Annotated in this window: 15 protein-coding genes; 9 read left to right on the top strand and 6 right to left on the bottom strand. The window is 39.5% G+C overall.

All coding sequences use genetic code 11. The annotated features are described in order from the left end of the window. Positions 1 to 20: 20 nt before the first annotated feature. The 9 genes from ACFSKL_RS00435 (at position 21) to ACFSKL_RS00395 (ending at position 9,676) form a co-directional block, all read left to right on the top strand. On the top strand, positions 21 to 1,646 hold the full coding sequence (locus ACFSKL_RS00435) for an OstA-like protein (protein WP_376882294.1): 1,626 nt from the start codon (positions 21 to 23) through the stop codon (positions 1,644 to 1,646). A 181-nt stretch (positions 1,647 to 1,827) separates the two neighbouring features. Then, the gene (locus tag ACFSKL_RS00430) at positions 1,828 to 2,541 is read left to right on the top strand and encodes a T9SS type A sorting domain-containing protein (protein ID WP_376882292.1); all 714 of its coding nucleotides are present in this window, start codon (positions 1,828 to 1,830) and stop codon (positions 2,539 to 2,541) included. 72 nt (positions 2,542 to 2,613) lie between these two features. Next, positions 2,614 to 3,552, top strand: a complete 939-nt coding sequence (locus ACFSKL_RS00425; protein ID WP_376882290.1) for an outer membrane protein assembly factor BamD — start codon at positions 2,614 to 2,616, stop codon at positions 3,550 to 3,552. Between the two features lie 9 nt (positions 3,553 to 3,561). Beyond that, complete coding sequence (locus tag ACFSKL_RS00420; protein WP_376882287.1) at positions 3,562 to 3,876, top strand: DNA-directed RNA polymerase subunit omega; 315 nt, start codon at positions 3,562 to 3,564, stop codon at positions 3,874 to 3,876. Beyond that, positions 3,876 to 5,084: a bifunctional phosphopantothenoylcysteine decarboxylase/phosphopantothenate--cysteine ligase CoaBC gene (gene coaBC, locus ACFSKL_RS00415; protein WP_376882284.1), complete on the top strand. Its 1,209-nt coding sequence runs from the start codon at positions 3,876 to 3,878 to the stop codon at positions 5,082 to 5,084. The genes ACFSKL_RS00420 and coaBC overlap by 1 nt, the downstream gene beginning before the upstream one ends. Positions 5,085 to 5,125: 41 nt before the next feature. Beyond that, complete coding sequence (gene porD, locus ACFSKL_RS00410; RefSeq protein ID WP_376882281.1) at positions 5,126 to 6,028, top strand: type IX secretion system protein PorD; 903 nt, start codon at positions 5,126 to 5,128, stop codon at positions 6,026 to 6,028. 43 nt (positions 6,029 to 6,071) lie between these two features. Next, the gene (gene recN, locus ACFSKL_RS00405; protein ID WP_376882279.1) at positions 6,072 to 7,724 is read left to right on the top strand and encodes a DNA repair protein RecN; all 1,653 of its coding nucleotides are present in this window, start codon (positions 6,072 to 6,074) and stop codon (positions 7,722 to 7,724) included. A 113-nt stretch (positions 7,725 to 7,837) separates the two neighbouring features. Continuing rightward, positions 7,838 to 8,650: an enoyl-ACP reductase FabI gene (locus tag ACFSKL_RS00400; protein WP_376882277.1), complete on the top strand. Its 813-nt coding sequence runs from the start codon at positions 7,838 to 7,840 to the stop codon at positions 8,648 to 8,650. A 384-nt stretch (positions 8,651 to 9,034) separates the two neighbouring features. After that, positions 9,035 to 9,676, top strand: a complete 642-nt coding sequence (locus ACFSKL_RS00395) for a DUF2911 domain-containing protein (RefSeq protein ID WP_376882275.1) — start codon at positions 9,035 to 9,037, stop codon at positions 9,674 to 9,676. Positions 9,677 to 10,332: 656 nt separating this feature from the next. On the opposite strand, the gene truA is transcribed toward ACFSKL_RS00395, so the two are convergent. The 6 genes from truA to ACFSKL_RS00365 form a co-directional block, all read right to left on the bottom strand. After that, positions 10,333 to 11,115 carry a tRNA pseudouridine(38-40) synthase TruA gene (truA, locus tag ACFSKL_RS00390; protein ID WP_376882272.1) on the bottom strand — a complete coding sequence of 261 codons (783 nt, stop codon included), beginning with the start codon at positions 11,113 to 11,115 and terminating at the stop codon, positions 10,333 to 10,335. 36 nt (positions 11,116 to 11,151) lie between these two features. Further along, positions 11,152 to 12,207, bottom strand: a complete 1,056-nt coding sequence (locus ACFSKL_RS00385) for a 6-bladed beta-propeller (protein ID WP_376882269.1) — start codon at positions 12,205 to 12,207, stop codon at positions 11,152 to 11,154. A 4-nt stretch (positions 12,208 to 12,211) separates the two neighbouring features. Continuing rightward, on the bottom strand, positions 12,212 to 13,384 hold the full coding sequence (locus ACFSKL_RS00380) for a hypothetical protein (RefSeq protein ID WP_376882266.1): 1,173 nt from the start codon (positions 13,382 to 13,384) through the stop codon (positions 12,212 to 12,214). Positions 13,385 to 13,409: 25 nt separating this feature from the next. Beyond that, positions 13,410 to 14,549: a hypothetical protein gene (locus ACFSKL_RS00375; protein ID WP_376882264.1), complete on the bottom strand. Its 1,140-nt coding sequence runs from the start codon at positions 14,547 to 14,549 to the stop codon at positions 13,410 to 13,412. A 304-nt stretch (positions 14,550 to 14,853) separates the two neighbouring features. Then, on the bottom strand, positions 14,854 to 15,915 hold the full coding sequence (gene leuB, locus ACFSKL_RS00370) for a 3-isopropylmalate dehydrogenase (protein ID WP_376882261.1): 1,062 nt from the start codon (positions 15,913 to 15,915) through the stop codon (positions 14,854 to 14,856). Continuing rightward, on the bottom strand, positions 15,884 to 17,512 hold the full coding sequence (locus ACFSKL_RS00365) for an alpha-isopropylmalate synthase regulatory domain-containing protein (protein ID WP_376882259.1): 1,629 nt from the start codon (positions 17,510 to 17,512) through the stop codon (positions 15,884 to 15,886). The genes leuB and ACFSKL_RS00365 overlap by 32 nt, the downstream gene beginning before the upstream one ends. Positions 17,513 to 17,529: the final 17 nt, after the last annotated feature.

Genomic DNA, 17,529 nt, shown 5'->3' with positions numbered 1-17,529 from the left:
TGTAGCCGAATCCAAATCAAATGATCAAAAACAGCGCAATTCTTTGCTTCTTTCTTCTATTCTTTTCACATCTTTCTATAGCCCAAGAAGATACCATGTTGGAGATCCAGAAAGCCGACCGGCTCATAGGCAGCTCCGGATTTCAGAGACTGTTGGGCAATGCAGTCATGAGACACCAAAACTCCATAATCTACTGTGATTCTGCCTACTTTTATGAAGAGGAAAACATGGCCAAGCTATTTGGAAATGTTCGGATAGTGGATCAAAAAGACCCTGTCACGACTACCAGCAGATATGCAGAATACGACGGAAATACCAGGATCGCAAAGCTGAGAAACAAAGTAGTCTTCAAAAACGAATCTACCACTCTATACACTGATTTTTTGGATTACAATCGGGAAACTGGGGTTGCCAACTACTTCAACGATGGAAAAGTGGTAGACAGCACCAATGTACTGACAAGTATCAACGGGGTCTATGAGACTACAATTGAGAAAATCACCTTCACCGATGATGTCATCTTGGTCAACCCAGACTACACGCTGAAAACCAATTTCCTGATCTACCGAACCATTCCAAAGACAGCAGAAACCGTAGGGCTTACAAATATCGTGTCTGCAGAAGGAAATAAACTCAACGCACAAAAAGGGAGCTATTATGACACCGAAAACAAACTGTTCAGGTTCTATGATGGGGAAGTAGAAACAGAAACGTCCCTGGTATATGCAGAAAATCTGTTTTACAATGAAAACCTGCAATATTATGAAGGAAAGGGAGATGTGAGTGTATTCAATAAGGAAAGGGAGATTGAGATTTTTGGTGAGGAAGGAAAATACTGGGAAGATAGAAAGTACAGCAAGGTGTATGGCAATGCCTTGGTTCAAAAATACTTTGAGCGGGACACCATGTATATGATTGCAGACACCTTGATTTCCCAAGACAGCGAACTGGAAACAGAGAGACATCTCCAAGCATTTTACAATGTAAGGATGATCAAGTCTGAGATTGCCGGCAGAGCTGATTCATTGACATACATCTACTCTGATTCCACCATCCATCTTTACCAAGACCCTATCATCTGGAACAACAAAAGCCAAATCACTGCAGACAGCATCAGTATCCTAATCGCCAATGAGGAGCTGGACAAAGTTTATCTGACCCATAAAGCCTTTAACGTGACACGTGATACCCTCGGCAATTTCAATCAGCTCAAGGGAAGGAAGATGATCGGCACCTTTGAAGAAGGTGACATAAAAAGATTAGACGTGAATGGCAATGGAGAATCGCTCTATTTCAACCTGCTCAACGACAGTACCCTGAGGGGAGTCAACAAAAACATCTGTGCAAACATCATCATGTTCTTCGAGGAGGGGAATGTGCAAAAAATCAATTACCTGATCAAACCTGAGGGGCAGTTCACACCTCCACATTTGCTGAAGGAAGATCAAAGGCAATTAGATGGGTTTGTTTGGAGGGAAGAAGAAAAACCAACCATGGAAATAATCTATGCATGGAGGACACCCAAGAGTAGAAAAAGATTTGATGAAAATCTTTTCCATATCCCCGAAATAACCATCCCCATCCCAACCGATGAGGAAATACAAAAATCAATCGAAAAAAGGCTTAAATCAGGTGATAACCAGTAGAGTTCGAATCAAAATTTTTAGGACGAAATGCAAAAACGTTGAGTTTGTTGAAAAATTTCATTTTGCTTAACAAATTTTAACCCAAAAATCTTCCGAAGCTGAAACCATTTAGTTACTTTTAAAGTATACAATATGTCTGCTTATCAAAATTTTACACTGCTTATTGAACTAAGAACTCTACATGAAATCTTTTCTACTGATATTTGCATGTCTGACCTTGCTGCTTCCATTGAATGTGGATGCCCAGGTGAGTGTGTTGTCGGAAGAAATTGATTTCACCGGAAAAATCGGAATGTCCCAGAGAAAGTCTCTAATCATTCAAAACGAGAGCAATCAGGCGAAGGAGTACAACCTGAGATTTTTAAGGGGAAATATTGGAAGTTCACAAAAAGTAAAAATCTGTATCGGCGACTATTGCTTTGACCCCAAAAAAGACCTTTCGAAAGTAAAGTTAAAGTTGAAGCCAAATGAGATTTTCACAGATTTGTACGTAGAATTTGATTTCGGAATAGTAGAGACAAGGGGTCATTTTGAATTTCACTTTATCAACCCCGAAAACAACAGGGATTTGTTTGTGATTGACGCTATCTACGACATCACCAATCCAAATGCGGAAGGGAATGAAGTAGATCATAAGGACATTTCCATTGGCAGTGTCTATCCTAATCCCAGCAATAGGATCGCCCAAATAGATTATAATTTCAAAAACCCAAGGGCCACGGCTAAAATCAGCATCAACAGCTTTATAGGCAATCCAGTAGCTGAATACAGGCTCGACCCAAGACAGGAAACACTTGTGATGAATGTAGAAGACTTAAGACCGGGAGTATATTTTTACACATTATTTGTGGACAACAAAAATATTGTCACCAAAAAACTCGTTGTCGAACAATAAGACAAATCACTCGGCAGTTCATGCCAAGTTTGATACAAATTATTAATCCCTTATATTTGCACTCTGAAAATTATGAAAAAATCCCTCCAATATATTTTACCTTTCCTATTGTTGATTCTTATATCCTCTTGTGGCAAGTTTTACAAGCTGGAAAAAAGCACCAATTGGGAAGAATTATACGAAGCTGCAAACACTTATTACGAAGCAGGTGAGTACAATAAGGCGATCATTCTGTATGACAAAGTACTTCCTGTGATACGTGGAAGCGAAAGGGCAGAGATTGCTGATTTCAATTACGCATACAGTCACTTCAGAACAAAAAGGTACATTGAGGCTGCCGGCTATTTCAATACCTTCTATCAGACATACAACCGAAGCCCAATGGCAGAAGAGGCAATGTTCATGAATGCCTATGCGCTTTATCTGGACTCTCCCGATTACAATCTGGATCAAAAAAGCAGCAAGGATGCTGTCAATGCCATCCAACTTTTCATCAACAAATTCCCTGAATCCGACTCATACGAGAGGGCAATGGCCATGATTGATGATCTGCAGAAAAGATTTGAAGAAAAAGCCTATCAGGAATCAACCATGTATTTGAGATTGACTGAAGGACTTTATCCTGGTGATTTTTACAAAGCCTGCATTATCAATTTCCAGAATTTTGCAAAAAACTACCCAGACAGCAAGTACAATGAGGAACTAGCCTTTAGACTTGTGGAAGTGTCTGCGGCATATAGCGAGAGAAGTGTCTTTGACAAAAAAGAAGAACGCCTCAAGCAGGCTTTGGCGTTTTCGGAGCAGTTCAAGAGAAAGTACCCAAGCAGTAAATATTTGGGCAAGGTGGATGTTGCGGTCCTGAAAACCACCAAGGAATATGAAAACCATTTGGTTTTGAAAAAAGATTACGAAGAAAGATTGGCAAAAGCCAAACTTGAAGAACATCAAAGAGCAGTCGCTCCGGAAGGAGAAAAAGTCATCACAGTTCCCATTTCAGAAAACAATAATTAATATATAAACATGGCAGTTAATCCATCAATCGTTACAAGAGATTTAGATAAAATTGCTGCTCCAACAGGCAATTTGTATGAGTCCATTCATGTAATTGGCCAGAGAGCTAAGCAGATTTCTTCTACCATGAAGGAAGAGTTGAACAGCAAACTTTCTGAATTTGCTTCTACTGTAGATAACCTTGAAGAGGTATTCGAAAACAAAGAGCAAATAGAGATTTCAAAATTCTATGAAAGAATGCCTAAGCCATCAACATTGGCAATGGAAGAATTCGTAGAGGGTAAAATCTACTCTCGCAATCCGGATCTTGATATTGAAGAATAATGAAATTGAAAGGTAAACGTATCCTACTGGGTGTGACAGGCAGCATTGCTGCCTATAAAAGCGCCCTTTTGACACGTTTATTGGTAAAAGAAGGAGCAGAGGTACAGGTCATCATGACTACCTCTGCTCTTGATTTTATCACCCCTTTGACTTTAGCTACCCTTTCCAAAAACCCCGTCCATCACCAGTTTCATTCCGAAAGCAATGGTGTCTGGACAAACCATGTGGAATTGGGGCTTTGGGCGGATTTATTTTTAGTGGCTCCTATATCCGCCAATACACTTGCCAAATTCGCCAATGGTATTTGCGACAACCTGCTCACAGCAACATATCTCTCTGCCAGATGTCCTGTCATGGTCGCTCCGGCTATGGATCTTGACATGTATCAGCATCCCTCTGTAAGAAACAACCTCAGACTGATTTCCGACTTTGGCAATACCATCCTTGATGCTGAAGCAGGAGAACTTGCCAGTGGACTCTCAGGGCAAGGAAGAATGATGGAACCAGAACACATCCTTGACATAGTACGCTCCCACTTTTCTTCCAAAAAAGCATTTCTTGGTAAAAAAGTACTTATCACCTCCGGACCAACCCAAGAGGCTATAGACCCAGTCAGATTCATCAGCAACCATTCCAGCGGGAAAATGGGCGCAGCATTGGCAGAAGCCTTTGCTAATCAAGGGGCTGAAGTGCATGTCGTCCTAGGTCATGGAGCAATAAAACCACAGCATGGCAATGTCCACATTGTACCTGTAAAAAGTGCCTCCGAAATGTATGAAGCCTCCTCAAAACTTCATCAAAATATGGACATATGCATATTCGCTGCGGCGGTAGCAGACTATGCACCAAAAGATATCGCCAAAGAAAAAATCAAAAAAGCGGGGGAAGGCATGACCATCGAATTGGTCAAAAATGTGGACATAGCAGCTTCTTTGGGTTTGAAGAAAAAACATGGTCAAATACATGTGGGGTTTGCATTGGAAACGGAAAATGAAGCTTTTTATGCAAAAGAGAAACTGAGAAAGAAAAACTTCGATCTGATTGTACTCAACTCCATGAAAGAAGCCGGTGCAGGGTTCCAGCTGGACACCAACAAAGTGACATTGTTTTCGAAAGATGGATCAGAGCATACTTCCGAAGTCGTTCCCAAAACAGAAATTGCAGAATTGATCCTGAAAGAGATTAAAAATCTTCCGCTAGAAATCTAAACATATTTTTATCGTTATCTTTAGATCAATAAAAGATCGATATGAGAAAATTCATTTCACTGACACTTCTTTACCTTTTACCATTTTTTGGCTTTGCACAGGAATTAAACTTCCAGGTGATCATCAATTCGGATCGGGCTAGGACTCAGGAAAAGGATATTTTTGAAGATATGAAAACTACTTTTGAGCAATTCCTCAATGGCAGAAACTGGACCAATGATGAGTTTAGGCCGATAGAGAGGATCAAAGGCAGTATGCTGATCACGATCAATGACATGCCGCAGGTAGGTTTTTACAATGCAACAGTACAAGTCCAGGTGGTAAGGCCTATCTACGGGACAAATTACGAAAGTATGATTTTCAATTTTGTGGACAGAAACTGGTCTTTCGAGTACCTGCAAAACCAACCTTTGGAATTCAATCGCTTTTCATTCCTCAACAACATCAGCTCACTCCTGGCCTATTATGCATACATGGCAATTGGCACTGATTACGACAGCTTCACCTTGCGGGGGGGAGATCCCTATTTTGAAATAGCCAATACAATCGTCAACAATGCCCAGCAGTCCCCACGACCGGGATGGAACCAAAGCCCGACTGACAGAAGAAACAGGTATTGGCTGGTCAATGACATCTATACCTCATCTGTATTCGCCCCCATCAGGGAAGCCAATTACCTTTACCATCGAAAAGGGATGGATCTACTCAACAAAGATCCGGAAGAGGCTTTCAAAAACATGTTGGAAGCCATCAAAAAACTTGAAGAAGCCAATACCGCCCAACCAAACAGTATTTTTACAATATCATTTATAGATGCGAAGGGGGATGAAATCAGCAAGATTTTCAAAAAAGCCCCCTTGGACATCCGAACAGAAGCAGTGGAATTACTGCTGAAAGTAGACCCTACCAATGCCAGAAAATACAACGACCTACTTAGAGGTTGAGATCATTTTCTTAGATTTGCATTTCTAAAAACACAACAAATCCATGCTCAAAACCCTCAGCATAGCCAATTACGCTTTGATCCAATCTCTTGATATGGAACCATGTGCCACGCTTAACATGATCACAGGCGAGACCGGTGCCGGTAAGTCCATCATGTTGGGTGCCGTTGGACTACTATTGGGCAATAGAGCTGACACAAAAGCCCTCTTTGACGAAGAAAAAAAATGCATCGTTGAAGGTGAATTTGATCTTAAAAACTACAAGCTCAAGGATTTTTTTGAATCGGAGGACTTGGACTTTGAAGAAATCTGTATCATCCGAAGGGAAATAAGCCCAAATGGAAAATCCAGGGCTTTCATCAATGACTCCCCAGTCCGGCTTGAAATCCTCAAAGAGTTGGGCAAATCCCTGATGGATGTACATTCACAGCATGACAGCCTTCAACTGGGTGAAGGCGAGTATCAATTGGATCTGATAGATGCATTTACCCAATCCCAAAATGAGCTCACTGCATATACCCAGGCATTTCAAGATTACCAAAAAGCCAAAAGATCCTACGAAACATTAGCCAAACAAGCTTTGGAATTGAAGAAAGAGGCTGATTTCAATCAGTTTCAGCTTGAAGAATTGAGTTCTCTTGGCTTGAAAGCAGGAGAACAGGAAGAACTTGAAAGTGAGCAGGAAATCCTTGAAAATGCTGAAGAAATCAAAGGCAAGATCCAGGAGATTTTGACCCAACTTCAAGATGAACAATTTGGAGGGTTGAACATCCTCAGCCAAGCCAACCATGGCATCCAGCAATTGGGGAAATTTGCCCACAAATTCGAAACATTCAAAGAGCGTTTCCAGAGTGTCTTGATAGAACTGAAGGACATTGCAGAAAGCCTGGAAGATGAGGATAGCAAAGTAGAAGTGGATTTCGAAAAACTTGATGTGACCCGGGATCGTCTGAGCAAAATTTACCAACTCCAACAAAAACATGGCTTGGAAACAGTAGAAGATCTTATTGCTTTACAAAAGGAATTGGCGGATAAGGCATTTCAAATAGAGAACCTCGACGAGCAATTGGAGAATCTGAAATTTGAAATGGATGAAGCATACAAAAGCCTGTTGGAAAAAGGTAATCTGTTAAGCAAAAAGAGAAAAGCAGGATTTCAGCATTTTTCCAAAGAGCTCATTTCATTGCTTGTACAGCTCGGAATGGAGAATGCTCAGGTGGAATTTTCCCATACTGCAATCACTCCAAGCAAAAGAGGTGTCGACCAGATTGATTTACTCTTCTCTGCAAACAAAGGCGTCAAACCACAAGCTTTGAAGCAGGTGGCTTCTGGGGGTGAGTTTTCCAGATTGATCTTTGCCATCAAGTATATTATGGCAGACAAGATGGCTCTTCCAACATTGATATTTGATGAAATAGATACGGGTGTTTCTGGGGAGGTTGCTTTGCAAATGGTGCGGATGATGCAAGAGATTGCAAAAAAACACCAAGTAGTCTGCATCAGCCATTTGCCACAGGTCGCTGCAAAAGGAGATCAACACTATTTTGTGTATAAAGACAACAGCACAGAGCGGACGATTTCGAAAATCCGCTTGCTGGAAAAAGACGAACGCATCACAGAGATTGCCAAAATGATCGCTGGTTCAAATCCTTCAGAAACTGCATTTGAAAGTGCGAGAGAGTTGCTGAAAGATTAAGCCAATGCCCTGCGATTCAGGTTGTAGGCATCTAATCAATCCAAGCGCATCAATCGTCTCGAATTTTTCCGTATTTTTACCCCTTCAAAATTGAACAAATAAACGAAAATATTATGCCTGAGAATCTACTAAAAGGAAAAGTCGGTATCATCACCGGTGCTTTGGACGAAAATTCAATTGCTTGGAAAACAGCCCTAAAAGCACACGAGCAAGGTGCAAAGTTTGTATTGACCAACGCACCAATAGCCATGAGAATGGGAGCCATCAATGAATTGGCTGAGCAGTGTGGTACAATCGTAATCCCTGCAGATGCTACCTCTTTGGAAGATATCGAAAAACTTTATACAGAAGCTAAGGAATATTTGGGTGGAAACTTTGACTTTATCCTCCACTCTATCGGAATGTCTCCAAACATCCGAAAAGGCAGATCTTATGGTGACCTAAACTATGACTGGGCAAACAAGTCTTATGATGTTTCGGCGATTTCTTTTCACAAAATGATGCAGGTATCTGAGAAAATGGACGTGATGAACGAATGGGGTTCCATCATGGGACTATCCTATATCGCAGCGCAAAGAGTTTACCCATTCTACACAGATATGGCAGATGCCAAGGCACTTTTGGAAAGCATCGCTAGAGGATATGGCTACAGATATGGCAAATTGAAAAAAGTCAGAGTCAATACCATTTCCCAATCACCTACAAAAACCACAGCAGGAACAGGTATAGGAGGATTCGATACCTTCTACAACTTTGCAGACAAGATGTCCCCACTGGGAAATGCTTCCGCAGAAGCCTGTGCAGATTATATCATTACCATGTTCTCCGACCTGACTAGGTACGTGACTATGCAGAATCTATTCCACGATGGAGGATACTCTACCACAGGGATTTCTGAGGAATTGATGGAGGGGTTGAAGGATTGAAAAGGTTGGAAGGTTTTAAAGTTTGAAAGTTGAAAGGTTGCGCAGAGCAGTTTTTTAATTGGAAAAACATCCCTTCCATAGAAGATTGAAAAGTTGAAAGATTAGGGAATTGTAAGGTTTCAAAGTTTGGGTTAATTGGTTGATAAGTTTATTGGGAATAAGTTTAATTGGTTATTGATAATTAGCCAACACTCCAAAATGACGGGTCTCAAATCATGATTCCTTGATATGCATCTGAAAAGGCTTTGCCTTCGATATTTCGAATCAATTCATTCCACCTTAATCCAAATTATTACGAGGATCAAATATATCGCCGCAGGCATATTTCCACTTTATATCGCAAAGCATATATCAGCTACCATCTGATATCTATTTAAAGAAAAAATGAAAAATACGCTATTAGCATTGTTATCTGCCACTTTGTTATTCTCTTGTGGCGGTGAAAACAAGGAAGTAACCGAAGTTGCTGTAGAAGCAGAAACGGAAGAGCTTTCGAATTTGGAAAAAGAACATTTGTTGGAGAAAGTTGCTTATGCGGACAGCGTCAATGCTGGTTTGTTGGAAGATACTTTCAAAGGAAGTGCACGAAGGGAAGCTTCGGGTTCTTTTGGTGATGTTACAGTCACAGTCAATTATGGATCTCCTGGAAAAAGAGGACGTGTCATCTGGAACGGTTTGGTTTCTTATGATCAAGTCTGGGTCAGTGGCTCCCATTGGGCTACGGCAGTTTCATTTTCGAATGATGTCATGATCAATGGCGTAGAAGTCCCTGCAGGCATGTATGGTTTCTTCACCATACCGGGCACAGAAGAATGGACATTGATCCTCAACAAAGACTATGACCAACACCTCGCTGATGCCTATGAAGAATCAGAAGATGTGGTAAGAGTAAGTGTCAAGCCAGTAGCCCTTGATCAGGAAGTCCAGCGACTGACCTATGAAGTGGAAAAGATATCAGAAACTGACGGCGCTATCTCCCTCAGTTGGGATCAGATCAAAGTCAGTATGCCAATTAGCATCAAATAACAACAAGGCTGTCAGAAAGGGCAGCTTTTGTTTTTTGGAGAAATAATCAATATTTGCTCCTTTTCAAAATCAGGGGCGTAGCCCATGTATCTTCGTAGAAAAAGCTGTATTGAGGTTGTCAAACGGGGCGTAGCCCTGTGATCTGTTCTTTCAATAGATAATTTTTCAGATAGGTCCAAAAGATGTCAGGGCTACGCCCCTCAATGGGATGTCTTGAATTCACTTTTCTACGAAGAATGCAGGGCTAAAGCCCCTTTTTTGGCTGCTTTTATTTTTTGGAGAAATTATCGTAAACTTCATTATGGATAAATTACTAAAATACACCTTGATTGAAAAAATCATGGCGACTGAAAATGAAAAGATTTTGAATCAAATTAGAAATATAAAAAATGAAATTTGAGGTAATTTGGACAAAAGAGGCTGAAATTAGCCTTTCAGAAGTCATTGATTACCTAAGTACAAAATGGTATAATAAGCAAATTTTATATTTTCTTGACAAGTTAGATTCGACAATTTCTATTCTAATTGAGACCCCATAGATTTATCCAGAGTTTAGCTCCCTTAATGTACGGAGAGCCTTAATCAACAAACAAACCAGTTGAAGAAAGTCAAATCATTATTTTAAGTATAAGAAGCAACAAAAGAAAGCCTAAATTCTAACTTGTAAAAAACACTTCATACAACACTAGCCCATTCGCTGGAACCTTCCCGCACAATGGACTGGTCTGCTGACTTTTTAGGGCCTCTTGAATTTCTATTTCACTGATTTCTCCCCGCCCCAAAGCCAACAAACTCCCCATCATCAATCTTACTTGATGCATCAAAAACCCTTTTCCTTTTACTCTGTAGCAATATCTTTTCAACTCAGAACCATCAGCCATCATCAATCTATCTTCCAATATCCCTGATTCAAAAATCTGTCTGCGGTAATTATCAGATTGCTTTTGTTTGGCACAGAATCTTCTAAAATCATGCTCCCCCACAAATATCCCCGAACTTCTTCTCATCAACTCAATATCGACTTCTCCCGTGAAAAACGCGAGGTTTCCTGCCGCAAAAGGATGAAACTTCTCCCCTGTTGCAAAGTAATAGCGGTATTCTTTGGCTGCCACATCTTGGATGATATTGAAATCTAAGGATACCCGCTTCCCTTCCAAAAGCCTGATGTCATCAGGTAAGTTTTCATTGACTTGCTGGATAAAAAAGGCCAGTTCGACATCTGCAGTATTGAACAACTCAAATGCTCCTCGATGGCAAGAAACCCCAGAGTCTGTCCGTCCTGCACACAAAATGGTGAAATCTTCATGCCCCAAAACATACCTGATCACCTTTTCCAATTTTCCTTGGATCGTTTTCAATCCCGGCTGCTTCTGCCATCCATGATAGCGTAAGCCAAGATATTGGATATAAAAAAGGTAGGTAAAGGGTCTGGTTTGCATTGAAATTGAATTAACGTCGAAAATACGGAAACAAAACTATTTTAGTTTGACAATTCTTACAATTGGATTAGGCTCTTCAATAGAAACATCTGAAAACTCTTCTTTTTTTGTAAAGTAAAAAACATCATTTGATAAATCTAGAGGCCTTAAGACTACAGCATCACCTCTAGAATCAAGAATTCCTTCTTTCATCTTGTAACCTTTTGAATCTCTTTTGCTATACAAATAGAACATTTTTTGCCCTTTTAGTGAATACTCACAGATGATGTATGACTTTGAATTGATGATATTATAAATCCAAATATTCTTGATCCCACGATCATCAATATGGGGTTTATCAAAATTGAATTTTACATAAGGAATCAAACTTTTCCCTTCAAGTTGGTATAAAGTATCTCTTAATATCTTCTCATTAGTCATCACTGGAGTATAGAGAAACATTTCTTCATTGACTACCGAAATAAAATGTTCATATCCATATGTTGAGGCTTGGTTTTTATCAAGCAATACAGTTCTCGCTGGAATTGTGTCTTCTACTTCTATTTCACTGGTTAATTCATATAAAGTTGTCTGATTTGCATAGCCTGAGCTCACTGGGTTTCCGTAAGATTGCGACACTACATAGAGCTTATTGTTGACTGATTCAAGATTATACGAGTAAAAACCAAGCTTTTTCTCATTCAGTAATTCGTGTTTAGCTGAAAAAACCAACAATTTATCTTGAGAACCTAAGTAGATTAAATTGGCATTTGTATCAATTGATAGCGCATTCACATATTGATATTCACCAGGACCTTCCCCTCGGATCCCAAGCTGTTTGAGAAAAACTCCATCATGGCCAAAAACCAGTACTCTATTGTTGCCATCCTTTACATATAAGTTATTTTTATAGAATTTCAAATCACTAACAAATGTAATGAAAGACTCTTCATTTGTCTGGAGAGTCACCAAAGAAACATCTTCCGCAACATCAGAAAGTAAAACCTCTGAAACTCCGTTTTTGTCGACATCTATCCACAGCAAATCCGTGTTTTCTATTTTAGCACAGGAAAAGAGGCAAATTAGACTAAAACTAAAAGATATCTTTTTCATAAAATCATCCGCCTTTAAGCCCCACTTTATACAGTCTAAAATATTCCTTCTCAATATCTGGATCAGGCTTTTCCATCATCCAGAGTTGCTCGTCTCGAATGATCATGCTGCTAGGATCTAAATCTTCAGGAACGAAATCATTTAACCTATTTCCTAAACTATCGAATATTGCCAATCTAAATGGATATTTTTCCTTTAGCCTTTCCCTCAATTTCTTAGCTTCATCGGGTGTTTTGTTAGCAAAAAAATATTCTCGATCAACATCCTCATATCCTTGGAAGTATGATACCAAAAAATTATCTCCAAATTTCTTTATATTTTCTATTCTACCAGAGCTTAAAAACAATCCAATAAAATCATGTCCTAAGTTTTTATCATCACTTCCTTTAAAGTATTGATAATTATGTAAGTCGATGGGAATACTTGAAATTAATTTGAAAGGCTTTTTTCCATCATAAATATAAATTGTTGGCTCTCCTCCAAATACGACATAGATTTTTTCATGCTCAATTGTGTAAACTGGCCTCCATGCAAATCTGTAAAAGTATTTTCCACTTTTATAGATACTTGATTCTGGGAATTGAATTAAAGCTTCACTGCCTCCGGTTTTTGGGTTAAACAAATTAAAATGTTTAATACCTAGATGATCTTGAATATTATCATAATCAATTTCTCTACTTCCTTTATCCGCAACCAAGAAATTCTCATTGATCTTTGGTAATTCTATCCCCATTGCAATTCTTTGAAATAATGGGATTTTGAAATCCTCAAGAGGAACGTTTGAGAATAACTCACCTTGGAATGAATATCTATTGAATCCTTTGTAGCCAAAAGCTAAAAAAGAGGAATCGGTATCAATCATCAAAGGCGATAACAATCCACCGAAGCCATCTGGGACATCGCCAGATTTTGAAAATGAGTTAAAAATATTCCCATCAAAATCGGTCAGCATAATGTCATTTGAAAACTCCTCAAATTCCATAAACAAAACCATCCTCGACTTGGGATCAATATCATGTACAATCGGATTTCCTAAGTATTCTATTTGAATACTGTCTAGCTTTTCAAGGGTAAAGTTCTTCAAATCACCGCTTTGATCTGATTCACTTTCATCGCTCTTTTGGTTACAGGAAAAGATGAAGGATAGAAATAATAAATATAAAAGAGTTTTTCTCATGATTACCTCAGATAAAATCCAATTCCTAATTTTTCACAACCTTATACACTCCATATCTAATAAAATCCTCTTCCTCGTCAGGATTGAGCAGTTTGATTAAGATGGAATTATTAGGCATCGCGATTTTGATTTGGCCATATGGGATTTCCATATCATTGCTAAGTTGTTTTCTTTCATCAAATAGAATTACTCTATGGTAATCTGGGTCTTGAAAATGATGATATTGTGTATCCTCTTTTTTCTTTTTTTCAAAAGTCCCGTAAGGAATCTCTCCTACATAATCCAGTAAAACAATCCCTCCATCCAAATGTAAGACATTCAAATTCACTGAGGCAAGCGTATAAGGTGGGTAGCTTGGTAAGGTTTTATCAGAAATCGGGAATTTCTTGAAGCTACCAAAATCTCCATGATTGATTTTGATGTTGGAGATGGTTTTTCCTGATGGAAGATCAATCACTGTGATTTCATTGTCGAGCGCAGCTGTTACATAAAGCTGATTGCTCTTCTTATCCTGAGTAAATATCGGCTTGTACATAGAATTGATGGTATTGTCAAAGTGTTTAAAAATTGGCCTATGTGCAATAGGTGCCAAATAGAAAGTCTTCTTTGACTTTAATTCGTGCATCTCAACCAAATGATGCTTTTCCAGACCCTTAGCACTCATAAATCTCGCAGTCCCTGAAGGATAAGTAGTAAAGACAAGATTGTCTTTTTGCCCTTCTTTATAATAAAACACAGGAGCCTTTGATCCTCCAAAAACAAAAAATGGATTGTCTATAACAAACTTTTTGCTTTCCTTGAAATTCAATTTCCTATCGTAAGAGATCACTTGGTTTGGGGTAATTACCCAAATATCTTCCGTGTCTGAAAACCCGAGAAAATTCATAGCTGAACTGAATTGCCCAGGACCTTGACCATTTAAGTCTTTCTTTTGCAAAATCCTACCTTTATCATCCAACAAAACTACAACAAACCCGCTACTTACTTTTTCATAAGCCAAAAATTGCTGTGTAGCTGGATCATAATCAACAATTTCCACAGAGTTAAGAGATTTAACCTGAAACTCACGGGCTTTTTCGAATTTGTATTGGGCATTTACTTTTTGCAAATCACAAATAGAAATTAGGATAATAAGAGCGGTTAATGAAAAGATTCTACTTGCCATAACTAAAAACAAATTGTTATCAACTAATTTTATTTTACAATGTAATAAACTATTTCTTTAAATACCAATCCGAAAAGTTGCTTTTCAAAGCATTTCATGGATCCAAGGCTAACTTTTCCAAAGTTCTAAACTTTGGGAAAGTTTCAATTTAAAACAAAAAAAGCCCTGACAGAAACCAATCCATCAGGGCTTTTAGTTATTTATAAAGGAATACTTCAACCGGCTTCCGGCTTACTTAAAAGCAAGCTTTTTAGCAACAGCATTTTAACACATACGCTACAGTTGACGATTGAACATCAAACTGTCAAATATTTGCAGCGAGCCAATCTCCAACTTCTGAGGTCTTATAGGCTTTGGCTCCTTCGGCAATATCTTCTGTAACGATACCTTCTGCCAAGGATTTATTGACCACATCGGAAATAGCCTGTGCTTCGGCTTTCATGTCAAATGCATATTCGAACATCATCGCTGCAGAAAGTACAGTGGCCAATGGGTTGGCAATGTCTTTTCCTGCTGCTTGTGGGTAAGAACCGTGGATTGGCTCAAACAATTTGTTCTCAGTACCAACAGAAGCTGATGGCATCAAGCCCATGGAGCCTGAAATCACAGATGCTTCATCAGTCAAGATATCACCAAAAAGGTTTTCTGTGATCAAAACATCATAAGCCTTTGGCCATTGGATCAGACGCATGGCAACAGCATCCACAAATTCATATTCTACCTTCACATCGGGATATTCAGGAGCAAGATCCTGTACAGTCTCCCTCCAAAGTCTGGAAGTGGCCAATACGTTTGCTTTGTCCACACAAGTCAATAATTTCCTTCTTTTTTGCGCAGCTTCGAAGCCCATACGTGCCAACCTGGTGATCTCTTCCTTGGTATAGACATTGGTATCGAAGGCCTTTGTACCCTGCTCGTTTCTTCCTCTAGGCTCACCAAAATAAATCCCTCCGGTAAGTTCCCTGAAAAACACAAAGTCAACACCTTCCACTCTTTCAAGTTTCAAAGGAGACTTATGAACCAAAGATGGGAATGTAAAAGTAGGACGCACATTGGCAAAAAGGCCCAATTTTTTTCTCATTTCCAAAAGACCTTGTTCTGGCCTTACCTTGGCCTTGGGATCATTGTCGTACTTTGGATCACCAATTGCCCCAAAAAGCACTGCATCCGCCCTAAGACAGACCTCATGCGTAGCATCAGGGTAAGGATCCCCTGTTTGATCAATCGCTGTAGCCCCTACGGGTGCTTCTTCGAAATTAATGGTATGGCCAAACTTCTTTCCGACAGCTTTGACCACTTTTACTGCCTGAGCCATTACTTCAGGCCCTATGCCATCACCTGGCAGTAGTGCTATATTCATTTCCATAGAAATTTTCTTTGTCTTGTTCTGGGTTTTGATTTTTCAATTCCTGAAATTTTGATTTTCCAGAAACATTATTGTCCATTTTATCTATAATATTCAACATTTTCTCGGTCGCCATCATAGCAGCCACGGTCTGATCAGAATCCAATCCTTTGGTCTTGAAAATCTTTCCGTAGTCCCAAGTAATCACGGTCTCTACAAAAGCGTCCGTCTTTCCTCCCGGAGGGATGGAAACATGATAATCAGTCAACTTAGGCAACTGCAATCCCTGTGACTTGTATATCTTCACCAAAGCACGCATAAAGGCATCATACTGTCCGTCACCGGAAGAATGCTCTTCAAAAGATTTGCCATGAATACTCATCTTTAATTGAACAGTTGGCTTCAAACCTTTGGAATGGGTCATGTGATAACCTTCGATAAAGATATCCTTTGTGATGGAATTGTTCTGCAACACATCCGATATGATGTATGGCAAGTCTTCGGTAGTCACCCTTTCTTTCTTATCACCGAGTTCGATGATTTTCTGGGTCACTTTTGTAAGCTCATCAGGCTCAAGGGAAATACCTAATTCCTGAAGGTTTTTCAAGATATTCGCTTTTCCCGAAGTCTTTCCAAGCGCATATTTCCTCTGCCTTCCAAATCGCTCCGGAAGGAGGTCATTAAAATATAAATTCTTTTTATTGTCACCATCAGCATGAATCCCTGCTGTCTGCGTAAAGACGTTTTCACCGACTACCGGTTTGTTGGCTGGGATATGTTGACCCGAAAACTGTTCTACCAATTTACTCACTCGGTAGATTTTGTTTTCATTCAATCCAATCCTAAAATCTGTGAAATCTTTCAAAACTGCAATGACCGACTCCAAAGGAGCATTTCCAGCCCTTTCACCAAGTCCATTTACAGTTGTATGAATCCCATCGATGCCATTGTATATTGCCTCCAGCACATTGGCTACCGAAAGATCATAATCATTGTGTGCGTGAAAATCAAAATGGCAATCTGGAAACTCTGATTTTATCAACCTTACAAAATGGGAAACTTCCCTAGGGTGCAGTAAACCAAGGGTATCTGGAAGCATGATTCTTCTGACCCTGATTTCGTTGAGGAAATTGATCAACTCCATGGTATAATCCATGGAATTTTGCATGCCATTGCTCCAATCTTCCAGATAGACATTTACAGTTATCCCCTTGCTGCGGGCATATTTCACGCATTTTTGGATATCTTCAAAATGCTGCTCTGGTGTCTTTTTCAACTGATGGGTAAGATGATTCAGAGAGCCTTTTGTGAGTAAGTTCATCACTTTGGCACCTGCTTCCACCATCCAATCTATCGAAGCTGGAGTATCTACGAAAGCAAGAACCTCAACTTTATCTAAATATCCCTTTTCGGAAGCCCATTGGGTAATCTTCTTGACACCTTCCATTTCCCCCTCAGAAACCCTGGCAGATGCCACTTCTATCCTATCCACCTTCAACTCCTCCAAAAGCAACTTGGCTATCTGAAGTTTTTCAGAAGGAAGAAAAGACACACCCGAGGTCTGTTCTCCATCCCTCAGTGTGGTATCCATGATTTCTATTTTCCTATTTGTTCCCATTTTGATTTTAGATTGTA

It is taken from the genome of Belliella marina (assembly GCF_042682445.1).
GTDB classification, from domain to species: domain Bacteria; phylum Bacteroidota; class Bacteroidia; order Cytophagales; family Cyclobacteriaceae; genus Belliella; species Belliella marina.
The sequence above is the reverse complement of the archived record's forward strand: the minus strand, read 5'-3'. Positions and strand labels throughout refer to the sequence as shown.

Coding starts and splice junctions, on each gene's coding strand:
- ACFSKL_RS00435 (WP_376882294.1), top strand. CDS start 21: ATGATCAAAAACAGCGCAATTCTTTGCTTCTTTCTTCTATTCTTTTCA.
- ACFSKL_RS00430 (WP_376882292.1), top strand. CDS start 1,828: ATGAAATCTTTTCTACTGATATTTGCATGTCTGACCTTGCTGCTTCCA.
- ACFSKL_RS00425 (WP_376882290.1), top strand. CDS start 2,614: ATGAAAAAATCCCTCCAATATATTTTACCTTTCCTATTGTTGATTCTT.
- ACFSKL_RS00420 (WP_376882287.1), top strand. CDS start 3,562: ATGGCAGTTAATCCATCAATCGTTACAAGAGATTTAGATAAAATTGCT.
- coaBC (WP_376882284.1), top strand. CDS start 3,876: ATGAAATTGAAAGGTAAACGTATCCTACTGGGTGTGACAGGCAGCATT.
- porD (WP_376882281.1), top strand. CDS start 5,126: ATGAGAAAATTCATTTCACTGACACTTCTTTACCTTTTACCATTTTTT.
- recN (WP_376882279.1), top strand. CDS start 6,072: ATGCTCAAAACCCTCAGCATAGCCAATTACGCTTTGATCCAATCTCTT.
- ACFSKL_RS00400 (WP_376882277.1), top strand. CDS start 7,838: ATGCCTGAGAATCTACTAAAAGGAAAAGTCGGTATCATCACCGGTGCT.
- ACFSKL_RS00395 (WP_376882275.1), top strand. CDS start 9,035: ATGAAAAATACGCTATTAGCATTGTTATCTGCCACTTTGTTATTCTCT.
- truA (WP_376882272.1), bottom strand. CDS start 11,115: ATGCAAACCAGACCCTTTACCTACCTTTTTTATATCCAATATCTTGGC.
- ACFSKL_RS00385 (WP_376882269.1), bottom strand. CDS start 12,207: ATGAAAAAGATATCTTTTAGTTTTAGTCTAATTTGCCTCTTTTCCTGT.
- ACFSKL_RS00380 (WP_376882266.1), bottom strand. CDS start 13,384: ATGAGAAAAACTCTTTTATATTTATTATTTCTATCCTTCATCTTTTCC.
- ACFSKL_RS00375 (WP_376882264.1), bottom strand. CDS start 14,549: ATGGCAAGTAGAATCTTTTCATTAACCGCTCTTATTATCCTAATTTCT.
- leuB (WP_376882261.1), bottom strand. CDS start 15,915: ATGGAAATGAATATAGCACTACTGCCAGGTGATGGCATAGGGCCTGAA.
- ACFSKL_RS00365 (WP_376882259.1), bottom strand. CDS start 17,512: ATGGGAACAAATAGGAAAATAGAAATCATGGATACCACACTGAGGGAT.